This window comes from Thioalkalivibrio sulfidiphilus HL-EbGr7, assembly GCF_000021985.1.
GTDB classification, from domain to species: Bacteria; Pseudomonadota; Gammaproteobacteria; order Ectothiorhodospirales; family Ectothiorhodospiraceae; genus Thioalkalivibrio_A; species Thioalkalivibrio_A sulfidiphilus.
Genome location: NC_011901.1, coordinates 1720200 through 1737812, shown reverse-complemented (window position 1 = coordinate 1737812; position 17613 = coordinate 1720200). Strand labels below are relative to the sequence as shown.

The 17613-nt window shown below is 66.5% G+C and carries 17 protein-coding genes; 7 read left to right on the top strand and 10 right to left on the bottom strand.

Features of this window, described 5'->3' with window-relative positions:
* The 5 genes from TGR7_RS08120 (at position 1) to TGR7_RS08100 (ending at position 3760) form a co-directional block, all read left to right on the top strand.
* Entirely contained in the window at positions 1 to 618 is a 618-nt protein-coding gene (locus tag TGR7_RS08120) for a phage tail protein (protein ID WP_012638185.1), read from the top strand.
* Positions 619 to 622: 4 nt separating this feature from the next.
* Complete coding sequence (locus tag TGR7_RS08115; protein WP_012638184.1) at positions 623 to 973, top strand: hypothetical protein; 351 nt, start codon at positions 623 to 625, stop codon at positions 971 to 973.
* 2 nt (positions 974 to 975) lie between these two features.
* Positions 976 to 2031 (top strand): phage major tropism determinant, encoded by a 1056-nt coding sequence (locus TGR7_RS08110; RefSeq protein WP_012638183.1) that lies wholly within the window; start codon positions 976 to 978, stop codon positions 2029 to 2031.
* A 2-nt stretch (positions 2032 to 2033) separates the two neighbouring features.
* Positions 2034 to 2387, top strand: coding sequence for a diversity-generating retroelement protein Avd (gene avd, locus TGR7_RS08105; RefSeq protein ID WP_245522962.1), 354 nt, complete (start codon positions 2034 to 2036; stop codon positions 2385 to 2387).
* Between the two features lie 239 nt (positions 2388 to 2626).
* Positions 2627 to 3760: an RNA-directed DNA polymerase gene (locus TGR7_RS08100; RefSeq protein ID WP_012638181.1), complete on the top strand. Its 1134-nt coding sequence runs from the start codon at positions 2627 to 2629 to the stop codon at positions 3758 to 3760.
* Here TGR7_RS08100 and TGR7_RS08095 read toward each other — a convergent pair.
* The 8 genes from TGR7_RS08095 to TGR7_RS08060 form a co-directional block, all read right to left on the bottom strand.
* Positions 3757 to 4539, bottom strand: coding sequence for a quinone oxidoreductase family protein (locus tag TGR7_RS08095; protein WP_012638180.1), 783 nt, complete (start codon positions 4537 to 4539; stop codon positions 3757 to 3759). The genes TGR7_RS08100 and TGR7_RS08095 overlap by 4 nt on opposite strands.
* A 112-nt stretch (positions 4540 to 4651) precedes the next feature.
* The gene (locus tag TGR7_RS08090; protein ID WP_081434263.1) at positions 4652 to 5677 is read right to left on the bottom strand and encodes a serine/threonine protein kinase; all 1026 of its coding nucleotides are present in this window, start codon (positions 5675 to 5677) and stop codon (positions 4652 to 4654) included.
* Positions 5674 to 6813, bottom strand: a complete 1140-nt coding sequence (locus TGR7_RS08085; RefSeq protein WP_012638178.1) for an acyl-CoA desaturase — start codon at positions 6811 to 6813, stop codon at positions 5674 to 5676. The genes TGR7_RS08090 and TGR7_RS08085 overlap by 4 nt, the downstream gene beginning before the upstream one ends.
* A 277-nt stretch (positions 6814 to 7090) precedes the next feature.
* Positions 7091 to 10177 carry an efflux RND transporter permease subunit gene (locus tag TGR7_RS08080; protein WP_012638177.1) on the bottom strand — a complete coding sequence of 1029 codons (3087 nt, stop codon included), beginning with the start codon at positions 10175 to 10177 and terminating at the stop codon, positions 7091 to 7093.
* A gap of 15 nt (positions 10178 to 10192) precedes the next feature.
* On the bottom strand, positions 10193 to 11311 hold the full coding sequence (locus TGR7_RS08075) for an efflux RND transporter periplasmic adaptor subunit (protein WP_012638176.1): 1119 nt from the start codon (positions 11309 to 11311) through the stop codon (positions 10193 to 10195).
* A 23-nt stretch (positions 11312 to 11334) separates the two neighbouring features.
* Positions 11335 to 12054: a TetR/AcrR family transcriptional regulator gene (locus tag TGR7_RS08070; protein WP_012638175.1), complete on the bottom strand. Its 720-nt coding sequence runs from the start codon at positions 12052 to 12054 to the stop codon at positions 11335 to 11337.
* Between the two features lie 259 nt (positions 12055 to 12313).
* Positions 12314 to 14278 (bottom strand): M48 family metallopeptidase, encoded by a 1965-nt coding sequence (locus TGR7_RS08065; RefSeq protein ID WP_012638174.1) that lies wholly within the window; start codon positions 14276 to 14278, stop codon positions 12314 to 12316.
* A gap of 6 nt (positions 14279 to 14284) precedes the next feature.
* Positions 14285 to 14875 (bottom strand): LemA family protein, encoded by a 591-nt coding sequence (locus TGR7_RS08060; RefSeq protein WP_012638173.1) that lies wholly within the window; start codon positions 14873 to 14875, stop codon positions 14285 to 14287.
* Positions 14876 to 15018: 143 nt separating this feature from the next.
* Here TGR7_RS08060 and TGR7_RS08055 point away from each other — a divergent pair, with 143 nt between their 5' ends.
* Positions 15019 to 15405: a hypothetical protein gene (locus TGR7_RS08055; RefSeq protein ID WP_012638172.1), complete on the top strand. Its 387-nt coding sequence runs from the start codon at positions 15019 to 15021 to the stop codon at positions 15403 to 15405.
* A 71-nt stretch (positions 15406 to 15476) separates the two neighbouring features.
* A complete protein-coding gene (gene sohB, locus TGR7_RS08050) occupies positions 15477 to 16481 on the top strand; it encodes a protease SohB (protein ID WP_012638171.1) in 1005 nt (334 codons plus the stop codon).
* Between the two features lie 71 nt (positions 16482 to 16552).
* On the opposite strand, the gene TGR7_RS17090 is transcribed toward sohB, so the two are convergent.
* Both TGR7_RS17090 and ubiG read right to left on the bottom strand, forming a co-directional pair.
* Positions 16553 to 16714 (bottom strand): DUF2256 domain-containing protein, encoded by a 162-nt coding sequence (locus TGR7_RS17090; protein WP_012638170.1) that lies wholly within the window; start codon positions 16712 to 16714, stop codon positions 16553 to 16555.
* 78 nt (positions 16715 to 16792) lie between these two features.
* Entirely contained in the window at positions 16793 to 17548 is a 756-nt protein-coding gene (gene ubiG / locus TGR7_RS08045; protein WP_012638169.1) for a bifunctional 2-polyprenyl-6-hydroxyphenol methylase/3-demethylubiquinol 3-O-methyltransferase UbiG, read from the bottom strand.
* Between the last annotated feature and the right edge of the window lie 65 nt (positions 17549 to 17613).

Genomic DNA, 17613 nt, shown 5'->3' with positions numbered 1-17613 from the left:
ATGGCTGGCGATTTCTATACGGTCCTGACGGCGATCGGGATGCAAAAGCAGGCGGCCTATCAGGCCGGTGGGCCGCGCGTGGAGCTGGCGACGGTGCATGCCGGCACCGGGGGCGGCGACAGTTACTACGAGCAGTACGACCGCGAGGCGCTGGAGGGCCTCGAGGCGCTGGTGGATGAGGTGTGGTCGGCGCCGATCAATCATCTGGCGGTGGATGACGCGAACCCTAACTGGGTGGTGATCGAGGGGGTGATTCCGACCGATGCGGGTGGCTGGATGATCCGCGAGGTGGGCGTGAAGGATGCCGAGGGCGACCTGATCGCCGTGGGGCGCTTCCCGCCGACCTACAAGCCTAGCCTGGACGATGGGGCGGCGCAGGATCTGCTGATCCGCTCCATCACCGAGTGGGGTAACGCCGAGGCGGTAACCCTTGAGGTAGACCCGGCGGTGGCACTGGCCTCGCGCGGCTACGCCGAGACGGTGGCCGCCGAGGCGCTGGAGGCCGCGCAGGACTATACCGACGAGCGCATCGATCCAGTGGACCGGCAAACCGGCACGCCCTATCGGGTCGTGGTGGTGGACGGCGTGCTGTGTATCGAAGACATGACCGAGGAGTGATGACATGAGAGGGATTCCGCGCAACCAGCTCAAGACGCGGGCTGATTTCATGCTGCTGCAGGAGGCGGCGCTGGCCGGCGAGCTGCGCCCCTACGAAGTGGCCGACCTGCGCCGGCATTGGCAGGCGCTATTGGACGGCCGTTTCGCCTACGAGGTGGATCGCGTGCTAGATGAAGGCGAGGCGCCGGATGGCGAGGAGCCCGAGTATCGCGTGATGACCGACGAGGACGAGGCCAGCGGTGAGGCGACCCGGACCCAATACCGGCTGGTCGAGACCGAATGCTCCCGGCTGGTCCGCCTGGGGTTCGAGGTCGAGGATGTTGAGGCGGCACTGGCGCAACTGGAGGGCAAGTAATCATGGCGGACAGCATTCTGGCGGTACCGGGCCAGGCGGCCGGCGAATTCAAGCTGATGGGCAAGATCCGGACGGCTGACGAGGTGCGCCTGGCCGTGCCCGAGGGCATCCTGAACATCGGCGGCAACGGCAAGGGGTTTATCCTGCAGCCGCGCATCGACTGGGACCCGACCGCCCCGGCCAACCAGGACGGCAGCCTGGACAACCTGGCGCTGGGCGATGACGTCTATCTGTATGCCGTGCAACAGGCCAATGGCCGCGCGCACCTGGTGGCGAGCAAGAACATCACGGTACCGGATGGGTACGGGCCGGACGAGTCGCGACGCATTGGTGGCTTCCACTACGGGCGCTGGCGGCCGCTGTCCGAGCGCTACAATGCTGCCTACGATCCCTCGGTGATCGTCATGCCGACCAGCGTCTGGGACCTGAAGCATCGGCCGAAGTGTGACCCATCGGGAATGGTGGAGTTCATGCCGGGCTGGTGGGTAGATATCTACCTGGCGTCCGAAGATGGCGCCCCCTGGCCCGAGACCGTGCCGCTGTCGCGCTACAACGCCACGCCACTGACCGGTACCGAGGGCTATTCGCGCTATCTCGACTATCCAACCCTGCTCGCCAATGCCGGCAAGCGAGTGCCGACGCTGGACCAGTTCTATGTCTACGCCGACGGCGCTCCGCAGGGCAACGACGGCAACAACGACACAGCGTGGAGCGCCACCACCAACAGCGGCCGCACAGCCACCGGTACCGTCGCCAAGGCAGTGAGCTGTGCCGGTGTCGTCGATGCCGCTGGCAACGTCTGGGAGATGCTGCAGGACCACTACGACGTGGGCTCCACGTCCAGTGCCGATTACAACTATGGCCGCACCATCGTCGAGAACGGCAAGGATGCTGGGCACAACCGTGGCGAGATCTACCATCGCCACTGGCGTATGTGGCTCGCCGGCGGTCAATGGGGCAACGGCGTCCGGTGTGGGTCGCGTTGTGCGCACGCGATCCACAGTCCCTGGTATGTGAATTGCAATACGGGGCTGCGCGGTGTCTGTGACTCCCTATGACCATGAGCCCTGAAGGTGCCCCGCGGCAGCGGGGCCTTGTCCTACTCAATAAGGCCGAGAAACTGATCATTGACCTGGCGCCGACCATCGACAAGGTGCCCAAGCATCAGCGGTACCGCTATGCGGCGCGGCTCGAAGATGCGCTGTGGGACCTGGTGGCCCGGATCATTGAGGCGGTTGCCAGCGGCCAGAAAAGCAAGATCTACCGCATCGAGGAGCAGCTGCGATTCATTCACTCCCTGTTGCGGCATGGGGCCGAGCGCAAGCTGGTCCGGCCCGCCAGGGTCGGCGAGGCGGCGCAGCAGCTCCGGGAGATTGGCGCCATGATCGGCGCCTGGCGTAAACGGCTGCAGTAGCGGCTTTGAAGGGTGGTGTGGGCTTCGCCACTGGCGTATGTGGATCGCCGGCGGTCAATGGGACAACGGCGTCCGGTGTGGGTCGCGTTGTGCGAACGCGAACAACAATCCCTGGAATGTGAATAGCAATACGGGGCTGCGCGGTGTCTGTGACCACCAGTTAACAGAGAGGGCGGCGATGACCTCGCCGTCACCTGGATTCCCTGATAGGGGGTCAGCCATACCATCCTGGTCCCGCCATGCGGGCCGAATACGACAGACCGGGCGGCGTGAGTAGCGAAAGCGAAAGCCCCGCCCGGTCGCATTTCAAACACCCGAATGGAGGCAGTGTGGGGAAGCGGCATAAGCGCCTGATCGAGGCGATAGTGGACTGGGATAACTTGCAGGAAGCGCACCGCCTGGCGAGGCGCGGCAAGCGGGATCGGCATGAGGTGGCCACCTTCGAGGCCAATCTGTGGGAGGAGTTGGGTGCGTTGCAAATGGAGATGCTGTGGGGCAGCTACCAGCCCGGCCGGTACCGCAGCTTTCTGGTCTATGAGCCGAAACGGAGGGAGATCCTGGCGGCACCCTATCGCGACCGAGTTGCCCAGCACGCCATATGCACCCTGTGCGGCCCGATCTGGGACGCCGCCATGATCGACGACTCCTACGCCTGCCGGCCGGGCAAGGGGACGCATGTCGGCGCCACGCGCGTGGAGCAGTGGCTGCGTGGCATGACCGCTGCTGGCGGCGCCGTGTGGGTGGTCAAGATGGACGTCAGCAAGTATTTCGCCAGCATCCGCCACGACCTGGCCAAGGCGGTGGTGCGCGACAAGATCAGCTGCCCGGCAACGCTGCAGTTGATCGACGCCATCATCGACAGCACCGCCGATCCGGCCGATCCTGACCCGGTGGGCATTCCGGTCGGCAACCTGCTGAGCCAGTGGATCGCCAACCTTGTCGGCAACCGCATCGACCAGTGGGCCAAGCGGGAGTTGCGGCTGAAGCGCTACGCCAGGTACATGGACGATATGGTGGTGCTCGTGCGCACCAAGCAGGAGGCGCTGACGATCCGCGACCAGTTCGACGACAAGCTCGCCTCGATGGGCATGAGGTTCAGCAAGGCCTCGGTGCTGCCGGCGTCGCGTGGCGTCAACTTCCTCGGCTACCGCATCTGGGCTCACAAGCGGCTGCTGAGGCGCGATTCGGTGCGTCGCATCAAGCGCAACCTCAAGGCGATGCGCTGGCAGTACGCGAGGGGTGGCATAGGGCTGGAGGAGGTGCGTCAGAGGGTCGCTTCGTGGGTGGCTCATGCTGACCATGCCGATACCGAAACCCTCAAGCGCCGGGTGCTGTCGCAGGCGGTCTTTAAGCGGCGTTCGCGGAGCGATTAAATGCCCGTTACGCTGTGTCTCGCACTATGTGGGCCAGCGTCGCAAAGTGCGCGACGCGCTACACCGAAGGTGACCATCATGCCCAGGGGGCGCAGGCAGTCCAGGGAGCCCATGAAGGTCTCCTTGCCCACGGAGTCGTAGACCGCGTCCACGCCCTTGCCGCCGGTGATCTCCCGCACCCGGGCAACGAAGTCCTCGCGGGTGTAGACGATGGGGTGGTCGCAGCCGTGGGCACGGGCGATCTCCGCCTTGGCATCGGTGCCCACGGTGCCGATCACCGTGGCCCCCAGGCGCCGGGCCCACTGGCAGGCGATCAGGCCGACGCCACCGGCGGCCGCGTGGATCAGCACCGTGTCACCGGGTTCCACCCGGTGGATGCGCCGCAGCAGGTAGTGGGCCGTCATGCCGCGCAGCATCATCGCGGCGGCGGTGCGCTCCTCGATGTTGTCCGGCAGCTTCACCAGGCGCGCGGCCGGCATGATGCGGGCCTCGGCATAGGCCCCGGGCGGCGGCGTGGCATAGGCCACCCGGTCGCCTTCCTTGAGGGTCGTCACCCCTTCCCCCACGTCCTCCACCACGCCCGCGGCCTCCATGCCCAGGCCGCCCGGCAGGGACGGCAGCGGGTAGAGTCCGGTGCGGAAGTAGACGTCGATGAAGTTCAGGCCCACGGCGGTCTGGCGCAGGCGCACCTCGCCGGGTCCGGGTTCACCCACCTCGATGGATTCCCAGCGCATGACCTCGGGGCCGCCGGTCTCGTGGATTCGGATTGCATGGGTCATGGGGTGCTCCTTGGACAGGGAGGAAAACGACATAAGGTACAAGATACAAAGGATTGAAGCCCATTTCCCGTCCTGGCGCGGGGTTTCATCCTCACTCCTGACCCCTCACGCCTCACAACAAGGGCGGTTCATCCATCGCGGCGATCTGCTCGCGCAGTTCCAGGATGCGGTCTTCCCAGTAGCGGGGGCTGTCGAAGAAGGGAAATGCAGGGGGAAAGGCCGGGTCGTCCCAGCGCTGGGCGATCCAGGCAGAGTAATGAATCAGGCGCAGGGTGCGCAGGGCCTCGATCAGGTGCAGCTCCCGGGGGTCGAAGTCCCGGAAGGTCTCGTAGCCCTCCCGGATGCGTTCCCACTGTGCGGCCATGCTCCCGGCATCACCGGAGAGCAGCATCCACAGATCCTGGATCGCGGGGCCCATGCGGCTGTCGTCAAAATCCACGAAATGGGGGCCGCCGTCGGTCCACAGCACGTTGCCGGCGTGGCAGTCGCCGTGCAGGCGCAGCAGGGCCACATGGCCTGCCCGCTGGTAACAGCGCTCGACCCCGGCCAGGGCCTGATCCACCACCTGCCGGTACACCGTCTCCAGTTCGGGGGGAATGATGTGGTTGTCCAGGAGGAAGGCCCGGGCGCTACGCCCGAAGCTCTCCAGGTTCAGGTGCGGGCGGTGGCGGAAGCTCTCCGTGGCGCCTACCCCGTGGATCCGGCCGATGAGGCGTCCCATGAGGCTCAGGGTGTCGGGATCGTCCAGTTCCGGTGCGTGCCCGCCCTGGCGGGGAAAGACCGCGAAGCGCTGCCCGTCCAGGCACGCCAGGGTGCCGTGGCCGGGGATCTCCATGGGCGGTACGGCGGGGACCTCGCGCTCGGCCAGCTGGGCCACGAAGCGGTGTTCCTCGAGGATGGCGGCGTCTGACCAGCGTCCGGGCCGGTAGAACTTCACCACGCAGAAACCGCCCTCCTCCAGCCCCAGCTGGTAGACCCGGTTCTCGTAGCTGTTCAGGGCCAGCAGGCGCCCGTCGCAGCGCACACCCACGCCTTCAAGCAGGGTGAGGATGCGGTCGGGGGTGAGGTCGTGGAACGGGGCGTGCGCGCCACCGGGTGTTTCACCGGGGGCGCGGTGAGGTGCCGGATCGCGATTCAGGAGAACTGCACCTTGAGCAGGGCCAGACGCTTGCGCTGCATCTTGAGGAGGTATTCGAACTCACGGATGCGGGTGCCCATGGCGGCGTGTTCCCAGTGGGCGGCGATCTTGTCGCGGGTCTGCTCGTAGAGATGCGCCTTGTGGGCCTTCCACTGCTCCAGCACCGACAGGAAGTGCTGGTATTCCTGCTCCAGCACGCCGCGCCACTTCTCCAGGCTGCCGTCATCTTTGGCGAGCTGCTCCCGGGCCCTGCGGAATTCCGTGGCCAGTACCGCCTGGTAGATCTTGAAGTTGCTGGCGCGCTTGAGGTTGCTGGCGAGGCCCAACCAGCTCAGGGTGGCGATCAGCCACTTGGTGGGGTCGAACTGCCACCAGCGAATGCCGTTGCGGTAGTCGTACTGAAACAGGTGGTGGTAGTTGTGGTAGCCCTCGCCGAAGGTGAGCAGGGCCAGAAAGCCGTTGTCCCGGGCGCTGTTCTCCTCGGTGTAGGGGCGCTTGCCCCACACATGGGCCAGGGAGTTGATGAAGAAGGTGAAGTGATGGGCCAGCACCAGGCGCAGGAAGCCGGCCAGCAGCAGCATCTCCAGGACGTTGCCGAACACCAGGCCCAGCAGCACCGGCGGGATGAGGTTCATGCCCAGCGCGATGGGCAGGTAGTACCTGTGCTGCCACATGACGATGGGGTCGCGCAGCAGGTCCGGGGCATTGCTGAAGTCCGCCTGGCCGCTGGGGTGGTCGCGCAGCATCCAGCCGATGTGGGAGAACCAGAAGCCGCGGCCAGCGGAGTACGGGTCGCGCTCGTTGTCGTCCACGTGGCGGTGGTGGGTGCGGTGGCCGGAGGCCCAGATCAGGATGCTGTTCTGCAGGGTCATGGCGCCCCACAGGGCCAGGGCGACCCGGATCACCGGGTGGGCCTCGTAGCTGCGGTGGGCCCAGAGGCGGTGGTAGCCGGCGGTGATGGACATGCTGCCCAGCACCATGAAGGCACCGAAGGCGATCCAGGCGCTCAGGCTGTAGCCATGGGCGATCCCGTACCAGGGCACGGCGATCAGGGCCACCAGGGCGGTGAGGCTGAACATCAGGGTGGTGGTCCACAACAGGCGCGGACGGGTGTTTCGGGATTCAGGGGAACTCATGCTGCGGGGACTCGGTGACTCAGGGATTGGAATACTGCCAGTCTATCAGGGATTGGCCCGGTCTGCCGACCGCCGGGCCGATGAACGACGCCAGCAGGTCGATTGTGCAGTGCGGGAGGCCCTGTCGCCATGCTTGGGCCGGCTTGAGCGTGGGTCGGGCTTCAGCCCGACAGCGCAGGTTCCCCCTGGCACCGCTGTCGGGCTGAAGCCCGACCTACGGCCCGACCACGGCCCGACCAACAGCCCGACCTACGGCCAGGTGTCCTGCCCTCCGTGCTCAGACCCTGACCGCCTCATCGGCTGCCGTCTGCACCGCCCGATCCCTGGACAGGTAGACATACATGGCGGGCACCACGAACAGGGTGAACAGGGTGCCGATGGTCATGCCGGAGGCGATCACCAGGCCCATGGCGAAGCGTGCCCCGGCGCCGGGGCCGGCGGCGATCAGCAGCGGGATCATGGCCAGCACCGTGGCGGCGGTGGTCATCAGGATGGGCCGCAGGCGGATGGCGGCCGCCTCCTCCACCGCCTCACGCTTGGACAGCCCCTCTTCCCGGAGCTTGTTGGCGAATTCCACGATCAGGATGCCGTGTTTGGCGATCAGGCCGATCAGGGTCACCAGGCCCACCTGGGTGTAGATGTTCAGGGTGGCGAAGCCCAGGCTCACGAAGATGAGCGCCCCGGCGATGGACATGGGCACGGTCATCATCATGATCAGCGAATCCCGGAAGGACTCGAACTGTGCGGCCAGCACCAGGTAGATCACCACCAGGGCGAAGAAGAAGGTCAGGATCAGCTGGGCGCCTTCGCTCTTGAACTGCCGGGACTGGCCGGCGTAGTCCACGCTGTAGCCCGGCGGCAGCACCTCGGCGGCGATGCCGTCCAGCAGGTCCAGGGCCTCGCCCAGGGTCACGCCGGGGCGCGGCACACCTGAGAGGGTCACGCTGTTCAACTGCTGGAAGCGCTTGAGCTGCTGGGGCTGGACCGTGTCCTCGAGGGTGATCAGGGTGGCCAGGGGGACCAGTTCGCCCTCCCGGTTGCGGGTGTAGAGGTCCTCGATCTGTTCCGGGTTGAGGCGCTGCACCCGTTCCAGCTGGGGGATCACCCGGTAGGAACGGTTGTCCAGGGAGAAGCGTCCCGCCGGCCCGCCGGAAAACAGCGCGGAGAGATCCGCAGACAGGCTCTGCATGTCCACGCCCATGAGCGCCGCCCTGTCCCGATCGATGTGGATCTCGGTGCGCGGCTTGTCGATCTTGAGATCGCCGTCGATGAAGATGAAGCGCCCGCTCTGCATGGCGCGGCCGACCACCTCCTGGGCCACCGCCTGCAGGTTCTCGGCGGGCTCGGTGGAGCGGATCACGAATTCAACCGGCGGGCCGCCGCCACCGCCCGGCAGGGACGGCGGCACCAGGGCGAAGATGTTGAGCCCCGGGATCTGCTCGATGCGTGGCTGCAGGTCCTGCTCCAGCACCTGCTGGGTGGAGCGCTCCCGCTGGTCCCAGGGGGCGAGCACGAAACCGGCGATGGCCGTGTTGGTGGCGCCCACGCCGGCGCCGCCGAAGCCGTTGACGATGAAGATGTTGCGCATCTCCGGGATCTCGTCCAGGTAGCGGTTCATCACCGCGGTGTTGCGCTCCAGGTGATCCAGGGTGGTGGGCGCGTCGGCCTCGGCGATGGAGAACACGAAGCCCTGGTCCTCGGCGGGCTCCAGTTCGCTGGGGCTGGTGATGAACAGGAAGTAGCAGGAGACCAGCACGATCAGGCCGAAGCTGAGCACCACGTGCTTGTCGTCGAGCGCCCCGTGCAGACGGCGCTGGTAGCGTCGGCGCAGGCCGTCGAAGCGCGCATCCAGCCAGGCCTCCAGGCGGCCCTTGCTGCCTTCGCCATGGGCTTTAAGCAGACGCGAGCTCAACATGGGCGAGAGGGTCAGGGCCACGATGCCCGAGATGATCACCGAGGCGGCCAGGGTGAAGGCGAACTCGATGAACAGGGTGCCGGTGATGCCGCCTACGAAACCGATGGGCAGGAACACCGCCACCAGGGTGGTGGACATGGCCACGATGGGCCAGGCCAGCTCCCGGGCGCCGCGCATGGCCGCCTCCAGGGGTGCCATGCCCTCCTCGATGTGGCGGTGGATGTTCTCCACCATGATGATGGCATCGTCCACCACGATGCCGATGGCCAGCACCATGGCCAGCAGGGTCAGCAGGTTGATGGAGAAGCCCATCAGCAGCATCAGGAACAGGGTGCCCACCAGGGACAGGGGCACCGCCAGGGCCGGGATGATGACGCTGCGCACCGAGCCCAGGAACAGGTAGATCACGCCCACCACGATCACCAGGGCCAGGAAGATGGTCAGCAGCACCTCGTCGATGGCGCTCTGGATGTAGAGGGTGGAGTCGTAGACGATGTCGCCGGACAGGCCCTGGGGGAACTGTGGCTCGATCTGCTCGGCCCACACCCGGCGCACCTCGGCGATCACGTCCAGGGCGTTGGCGTCGGGGGCCACCTCGATGCCGATGAAGGTGGCGGACTGGCCGTTGAAGCTCACCGAGACGTCGTAGTTCTCCGAGCCCAGCTCCACCTCGGCGATGTCCACGATGCGCACGATGGCACCCTCTTCGGCGCGCACCACCAGTTGCTCGAATTCCTCGGCGCTGGAGAGGTCGGTTGAGGCCTTCAGGTCGATGCTCACCATCTCGCCCTTGGTGCGCCCAACGGCGGAGAGCACGTTGTTGGCGCGCAGGGCCGCGGCCACGTCGGCGCCGGTGACGTTGAGTGCCGCCATGCGTTCCGGGTCCAGCCAGATGCGCATGGCGAAGGTGCGGTCGCCGAGGATCTGGGCGCGCTGCACCCCGGGGATGGTGGAGAGCTGGGGCTGCACCACACGCACCAGGTAATCGGTGATCTGGTTGTTGCTGAGCAGCTCCGAGTAGAAGCTCATGTACATGGCGGCGATGGTCTGTCCCACGGACAGCTCGATCACCGGTTCCTCCGCCTCCAGGGGCAGGTCGGAGCGCACCTTGTTCACCTGGGCAGCGATCTGGGTCAGGGCCTCGTTGGGGTCGTAGTCCAGGCGCAGGTTGGCCTGCACCAGGCTCACGCCGGCGACACTGGTGGAGACGATGTAGTCGATGCCCTCGGCGGCGGCGATCTCCCGCTCGATGGGCGTGGTGATGAAGCCCTGGATCAGGTCCGCGTCGGCGCCGATGTAGGCGGTGGTGACGGTGACCACCGCGTTCTTGATCTCCGGAAACTGGCGCACGTTGAGATCAAAGCCCGCGCGGATACCCAGCAGCAGGATGAACAGGCTGACCACGGTGGCCAGCACGGGCTTCTTGATGAAGACGTCGGTGAAGCGCATGGAATGGGCCCCCGGTCAGGCGTTGTCGGGCCGTGGCGCCAGGGATTCCCGGGGCTGGACCTGTTCGTCGTCGCTGATCTCGACCCGGCTTCCGTTGCGCAGCTTGAGCAGCCCGCTGGTGGCCACCCGGTCCCCGGGGGACAGGCCCTCCGTGACCACCACCAGGTCGCCGCGCCGCTCGGCGGTCTGGATGAAGCGCCGGTTGACGATGAGCTGGCCCTCCTCGTCCTCGCTGATCACGTACACGGAATTGCCGTAGGGGCTGAAACTGATGGCGCTCTGGGGCACCACCACGCGCTGCTCGGGCTCGCCGGTCTCCAGGCGCACACGCCCGAACATGCCGGCGCGCAGGCTGCCGTCCTTGTTGTCGAGGGTGGCCTGCACGCGCAGGGTGCGGGTGCTGGCGCTCACCGCCGGCTCGATGGCATTGACGCGGCCCTGAACCTCGCGCCCCAGGGCGTCCACGCGCACGTTGACGGTCTGCTCGCGGCGGATCTCGCCGATGCGCCGCTCGGGCAGGCTGAAGTCCAGGTAGATGGGGTCCACGGACTGCAGCGAGACCACCGGGTCGCCGGCAGAGAGGAACTGGCCCACGTTCACCTGGCGGATGCCCAGATCGCCGCTGAAGGGGGCGCGCACAGACTTCTGGCGGATGCGCGCCCGCTGTTCGTTGACCGCGGCGATGGCCTGCTCCGCCTCGCTCTCGCGACGGGTCAGTTCCGCCTCGGAGATGTTGTTCTGGGCGGCCAGGCGGCGGGCACGCTGCAGCTCCAGGTCCGCCAGCCGCTGGGCCGCCTCCAGGCTGCGCAGGCGCGCCTGGTCGCTCTCGTCGTCCAGCACCAGCAGCACCTGCCCCGCCTCCACCCGGGCGCCGTTCTGGAAGCGGATCTCGCGCACGATGCCGCCCACCTCGCTGGTGAGCATGGCCCCCTGCACCGCCGTGAAGCTGCCGACCGCCTCCAGTTCCCGGGTCCAGGGGATCTCCCGGGCCTCGCCCGCGGTGATGGTGGCCGTGGGCATGGGCATGTTGTCGAAGAAGTCGGCGATCATGGCATTGACGAAGGCCTTGAAGCCGAAGATGCCGCCGAACAGGATGCCGACGCCCAACAGCATGATGATCATGCGCTTGTTCATGGAGAGGTCCTTGTGATGCAGGCTCAGAGGTCGGTGAAGACCTCGGTTCGAATGCGGCTGACCAGCCGTTCCAGGGACGCCTGGTCGGCGGGGTCCCAGAGGGGCTGCCAGCCCATGCCGTTGAGATGATTCACCACCTGGCGAAAACGCAGGCGTTCCGGGTCTTCGATACGCAGGGCCTCGAACAGCCCCTGCACCTGGGACAGCGCCTGCATGCCCTCGCACACGCTCCAGGGGCCACAGGCCAGTTCCATGGGCGAGAGCCCGCGGGCCTCCAGTTCACCGGCTTCGAGAGCCTCCCGGACGATGCCGGTGACGATCTCGCCCACGGGCCCGGTGCAGGCCAGCGCCTGTTCACGGCGCTGGGGGGAGGCGCTCTCCCAGACGGCCCGGGTGTGCACGTACTGCAGCAGCTTGACGTGCTCGGGATTGCGTTGGGCGAAATCGAAGTCCCCCACGGCGATGGCGAACATCCGATCCCGGGTGCTCCCGGCCGACCAGCGCTGGACCTGACGGAACAGCTCCACATGGGCCTCGTTGCCCCGGTTGGCCAGGGCCAGCAGGAGGTCCTCCTTGGAGTTGAAGTGCTGGTAGAGGGTGCCGGTGGCGTAGTCGCACAGGCGAGCGATGCGCGCCATCTGCAGGTTCAGGAAACCCTCTTCCCGGATGCAGGCCTCGGCGGCGGCGAGGAAGCGCTCCTCCCGCTCGGCGAATTCCCGTTGTTTGCGTTCTCGGGTACCCATAGCGACGGCCGGATCTGATGAGGCGTCGGATTATGAATCCGGTTCAGAAAACGTACAAGCCTTGAAACCAAAGGGTTTTAGGGTGTGTGGGTGAAGTCAGTGAGGGGGGGTGATGGTGAACCACGTGAACCATGTGGGTCGGGCTTCAGCCCGACAGCCGGGGCCTGCTCAGGCATCGCTGTGTCGGGCTGAAGCCCGACCTACAGAAGATTATTTTATTAATTATCGTGGAGTTGAGATAAATACCTTAGAGATTGGATTAATTACTCTCTCCACCCTCTCCGGCCTCAAACGCACCGATGGGCAGCGGCATGTGCAGGGCCGCGCAGATGGCGCGCAGCAGTTCCGCCTCGGCGGTGACGGTCTGACCGCGGTGGGTGATGGTGGCCACCAGCCCGCGCAGCAGTTGCTCCTTGGCCTGGGGCTGCAGCTCGTCGAGGCGTTCCAGGGCGGCGTCCAGGCGATCCGGCCAGGTCTCGGTGGATGGCATCCGGGGGACGGAAGCGAAGTCGAGCACGGCCAGTCCGGCATTGAGCGCGGCCAGGGCCTGGTCCGGGTTGTCCGGATGGCCATGGCCGGCCACGATGCCCAGCAGGTCCATGGCCTGGGCGCGCAGGGCTGACAGGTCCCGCCGGCCGCCGGGCCGGGCACGGCTGGGATGGGCGGCATCGTCCAGGTGCCGGGTGAGCAGACGGGCCAGGGCATATTCGAACACGTCCACACGGCCGTCCGCGTGGATCATGCGCTCCACCAGGCCACGCAGGTCTTCCCGCTCCGACTCGGGCCGGCGGCGTATCGCCGGGAAGGCGATCTCCAGCAGCGGGATGCGCAGCTCCGGGGCGACCCGGGGTTCCATGTGCAGCAGCTTGCGCACCTGGGCCTCGCTTTCCGCGCCCAGGGTCTCGGCCACCATGAGCAGCTGGTGTTCACGGATGGCCTCGTCGGGGTCCAGCAGCAGGTAGCAGATCAGCTCCGGGGCCCATTCCGGCGAGTGGGCGGCCCGTTCCAGGGGACGGGGAATGGCGGCCACCAGCAGCGCGGCGGCCAGCACCTGGCCCATGCCCGGTTGGCCCATCTGCTCGATCAGGCTGTCCGCATCCAGGGGCAATCCGCCGGGGCCTGCTGCCCTGCCCTGTCCGGCCGCCTCGCGGGCCGCCTCCTCCTCGGCAGCCGCCCGGCGTGCCTGGGCATGGCGCTGCATCTGCGCGCGGATGGTTTTGAGTTCCTCGGGATCGAAGCCCGGCTCGATGGCACGGATGCGTTCCACCAGGGGCGGATGGGTGGCAAACATCTGCCCCATGGCGCCGTTGGCGAACAGCATGTGGGCCACTTCCTCGCTGTTGGCATTGATGACTGAACCGGCCCCGGCAGCACCGATCTTTTTCAGGGCACCCGCGATCCCCTCGGACTGGCGGGTGAACTGCACCGCCGAGGCGTCCGCCAGGTATTCCCGCTGCCGGGACACCATGGCCTTGATCCAGCGGGCGAAGAACAGGCCCACGTAACCCACCAGCATCACGGCAAGCCCCAGGATCACGATGGCGGCCACGCCGCTGTTGTCCTTGGAGCGGCGGGTGGAGACGTAGCGGACCGAGGCCATGAGCTGCCGGCCGATCATGGCCATGACCAGGATGCCGAACAGGATGCCCATGAGACGGATGTTCAGGCGCATGTCGCCATTGAGGATATGGCTGAACTCGTGGGCGATGACCCCTTGCAGCTCGTCGCGATCCAGGTGTTCCAGGGTGCCCCGGGTGACTGCCACGGCGGCGTCGGCGGTGGAATAGCCCGCGGCGAAGGCATTGATGCCGGACTCGTGTTCCAGCACGTAGATCTCCGGCACCGGCACGCCGGAGGCGATGGCCATCTCCTCCACCACGTTGCGCAGGCGCCGGCGCAGGGGGTCATTGGTGTCCGGTTCCACCAGGGTCCCGCCCAGCTCCCGGGCCACCACCCCGCCACCGGCGCGCAGGTTCACCATGCGGAACAGGCTGCCCAGGGCGATGAGGCCGCCGCTCAGGGCCGTGCTCCAGACGATCACGCCCAGGTGACGCTGCAGAAAACCGGCGCTCAACATGGACTCGTCCGGGCGCTGGAAGCGGCCGAACAGCAGCAGGGCCACCAGGTTCACCAGCAGGACGATGCCGAGCACCGCCAGGGCAAACAGGAGGACCAGCCGCCGGCTCTGGCGCCGGGCCCGGTCCTGGTGCTGGAAGAAGTTCATGAGGGCTTACTTGAAGGCGACGCGCACCGCCTCGCGCTTCTCCGGGGCGTCCACTTCCAGCAGCGCGGCCTCGCGGAAACCGAAGTTGTTGGCGATCAGGTTGTTGGGGAACACCTCGCGGGTGACGTTGTAGTCCATCACCGCGTCGTTGAAGGCCTGGCGGGCGAAGGCCACCCGGTTCTCGGTGCTGGTGAGCTCCTCGGAGAGCTGCATCATGTTCTGGTTGGCCTTCAGATCCGGGTAGTTCTCGGACAGGGCGAACAGGCGGCCCAGCACGCCGGACAACCCCTGCTCGGCACCGGAGAGTTTCTGCATGGCGGCGACGTTGCCTGGATCGGACGCCACCTCCTCGAGGATGCTCGCGGCCTGGTTGCGGGCCTTGATCACCGCTTCCAGGGTGTCCTTCTCATGGGCCATGTAGCGCTGGGCCACCTCCACCAGGTTGGGGATCAGGTCGTGGCGCCGGGTGAGCTGCACGTCGATCTGGGCGAAGGCGTTCTTGTAGCGGTTGCGGGCCGTGACCAGGCGGTTGTAGACGGTCACGACGAACAGCAACAACGCGATGAACAGAACCAGGAAGACCCATTTCATTTCCATGCCACAGTATCCTGTTGTCTGGGTTGATCGGAATGCACCGAAGTGTACCGGAAGAGGTGACCGCTGCACGACACCGCCTGCATTGAATCGCGGGTCACACGGCCCGATACTGACGGCATCCAGCCACTGACGAGCACTGCCCCATGGAGTTTTTCGCCATCGCCCGGGTCCACGCCACGCCCGATACCCTGCGCGCCATCCCGCTTGAGCAACTGCCGGTGCTCTGCCCCTCCATCGAACGCCTGCTTGAGGTCAACGACGCGGACCGGGGGCGGGTGTGGACCGTGTGGGGAGAATTCGACGTCTGCCGCCAGGCGATACACGGCGGTGTACGCTTCACCCTGCCCCAGTGCGCCAATGCCCTGTCCTGGACCCTGACCACCGGCAACCCGCCAGCCCCGGAGCACGTGGTGATCCATGCCACCATCAACCGCACGGAGCAGGATCCGGACTTCGTCGAGACCCTGGAGGATTTCGTGGCCCAGTGGCGTGAAGGGCTTGAGAAGCAGTGGCAAGTCTCAAGTGGCTAGTGGCAAGGAAGGACGCAGAGCGCATTTCCTTGCCACTTGTTCACGAAATTTCGATGACATAAGGAAAACTCATGGAATTCATTCAGGACTATGGCCTGTTTCTCGCCAAGACCCTCACCCTGCTGTTCGCGGCCCTGGTGCTGTTCGGCACGCTCGTGGCCCTGGCGACCCGGGGGCGGGAGCGCACCCGGGAGCAGCTCACGGTCAAGCGCCTCAATGACCGCTACCGGGACATGGAACGCACCCTCAAGCACGCCATGTCCGGAGGACGCGCGGCCAAGAAACTGGTGCGCCAGTTCAAGAAGGAGTCGAAGGCGGAGGAAAAGGCCCGGGACGAGAACCGGCCCCGGGTGTTCGTACTGCGCTTTCACGGTGACATCCGCGCCACCCACGTGGACAACCTGCGCCAGGAGGTCTCGGCGGTGCTCACCCAGGCACGCCCCGGCCAGGATCGGGTGGTGGCCTGCATCGAGAGCGGCGGCGGCCTGGTGGCGCCCTACGGACTGGGTGCGGCACAACTGGCGCGGCTGCGGGAGGCAGGTGTGGATCTGACTGTGGCCGTGGACCGGGTGGCCGCGAGCGGCGGCTACCTCATGGCGGCGGTGGCCAACCGCATTGTCGCCGCCCCGTTCGCCATCGTCGGCTCCATCGGCGTGGTGGCACAGATCCCCAACGTCAACCGTCTGCTCAAGCGTCACGACGTGGACATCGAGATGCACACCGCCGGGCAGTTCAAGCGCACCCTGACCGTGCTGGGCGAGAACACCCCCGAGGGTCGTGAGAAGTTCAAGCAGGAACTGGAAGAGATCCACGCGTTGTTCAAGGGGTATCTGAAGCGTTACCGCCCTACCCTGGATCTGGACAAGCTCGCCACCGGCGAACACTGGTACGGCGAACAGGCTTTGCCGCTCGGCCTGGTGGACGAACTGGCCACCAGCGACGACCTGCTCATGGGGCTGTCAAAGGAGGCGGATCTCTACGAGGTCCATTACCAGAAGCGCGAACCACTGGCACGGCGCATCACCCTGGCGGTGGAAGGGGCCATTGAGCGGGCGCTGCACAGGGATTCCGTCTAGATTCATAGGGCGGCCCATGGCCGCCTGCTCATCTTCGTCGCGTCGGATCATGGCGGGCACGGCCCGCCCTATCACTGCACTTCTCTCTCTTTCTGGTGGCGACGCCGGCGGCAGGCGTCGGAGCAGTACTTCACCGCTTCCCAGCACCGGGCCCAGCGCCGTCGCCAGCTGAATGGCCTGCCGCATATGGCACAGAAGCGTTCCGGCAGATGCGGTTTGCGGTGTCCCGGCATGGATTCAAAGATCCGGTTCGGTCTGTCCTGACATGGGGCCGGCTACCCAGGTCTGGTAGGACGCGCGGGGCATCGGTCTCAGGGCCTGTGGGTCATGAGCATGTAGTTCACCCCCAGGTAGCGAGTAAGCGACATGCCCCGGGTGAAGGGGGTTACCCGCACGCCGATGCGCTCGATGACCTCAAGGCCATCCGCGGCCAGCAGGGATTCCAGTTCCCCCGGCTTCGGGAATCGCCGCCACTGGTGGGTGCCCCGGGGCAGCCAGCGCAGGAGGTATTCGGCACCCAGGATGGCCACCAGGAATGAGACCGGATTGCGGTTGATGGTGGCGATGAAGCCGTAACCGCCGGGGCGTACCAGGCGGTTGCAGGCAGCCATGAAACCCGGCAGGTCGGCCACGTGCTCCACCACCTCCATGTTCAGCACCAGGTCGTACTGCTCGCCCCGCTCGGCCAGTTCCTCGGCGGAGACTGTCTCGTAGCGCAGGGGCAGGTCCTGGCCCTGGGCGTGCAGGGAAGCAACGGCGATGTTGCGGGGCGTGACATCGATGCCGTGGACATCGGCGCCCAGACGGGCCATGGATTCGCTGAGGATGCCGCCGCCACAGCCGATGTCCAGCACCTTGAGGCCTTCCAGGGGGCGCGCTGACGCCGGGTCCCGGTCCAGGCGTTCGCACAGCCGGTCCCGGATGTAGGCCACCCGGAGCCGGTTGAGGGTGTGCAGGGGCCAGAACGGGCCCGTGGTGTCCCACCACTTTTCCGCCAGGGCGGTGTAGCGGGCGACTTCTTCCGGGTCGACGGAACCGGGCTGGGCTTGGGTCTGGTGGCTGGCCATGGGGGAGTGCCTGTTCTGGGTGGCAGATCATTTGTCCCCGGAGAGCCGGTTCGAGTTCAGGGCAC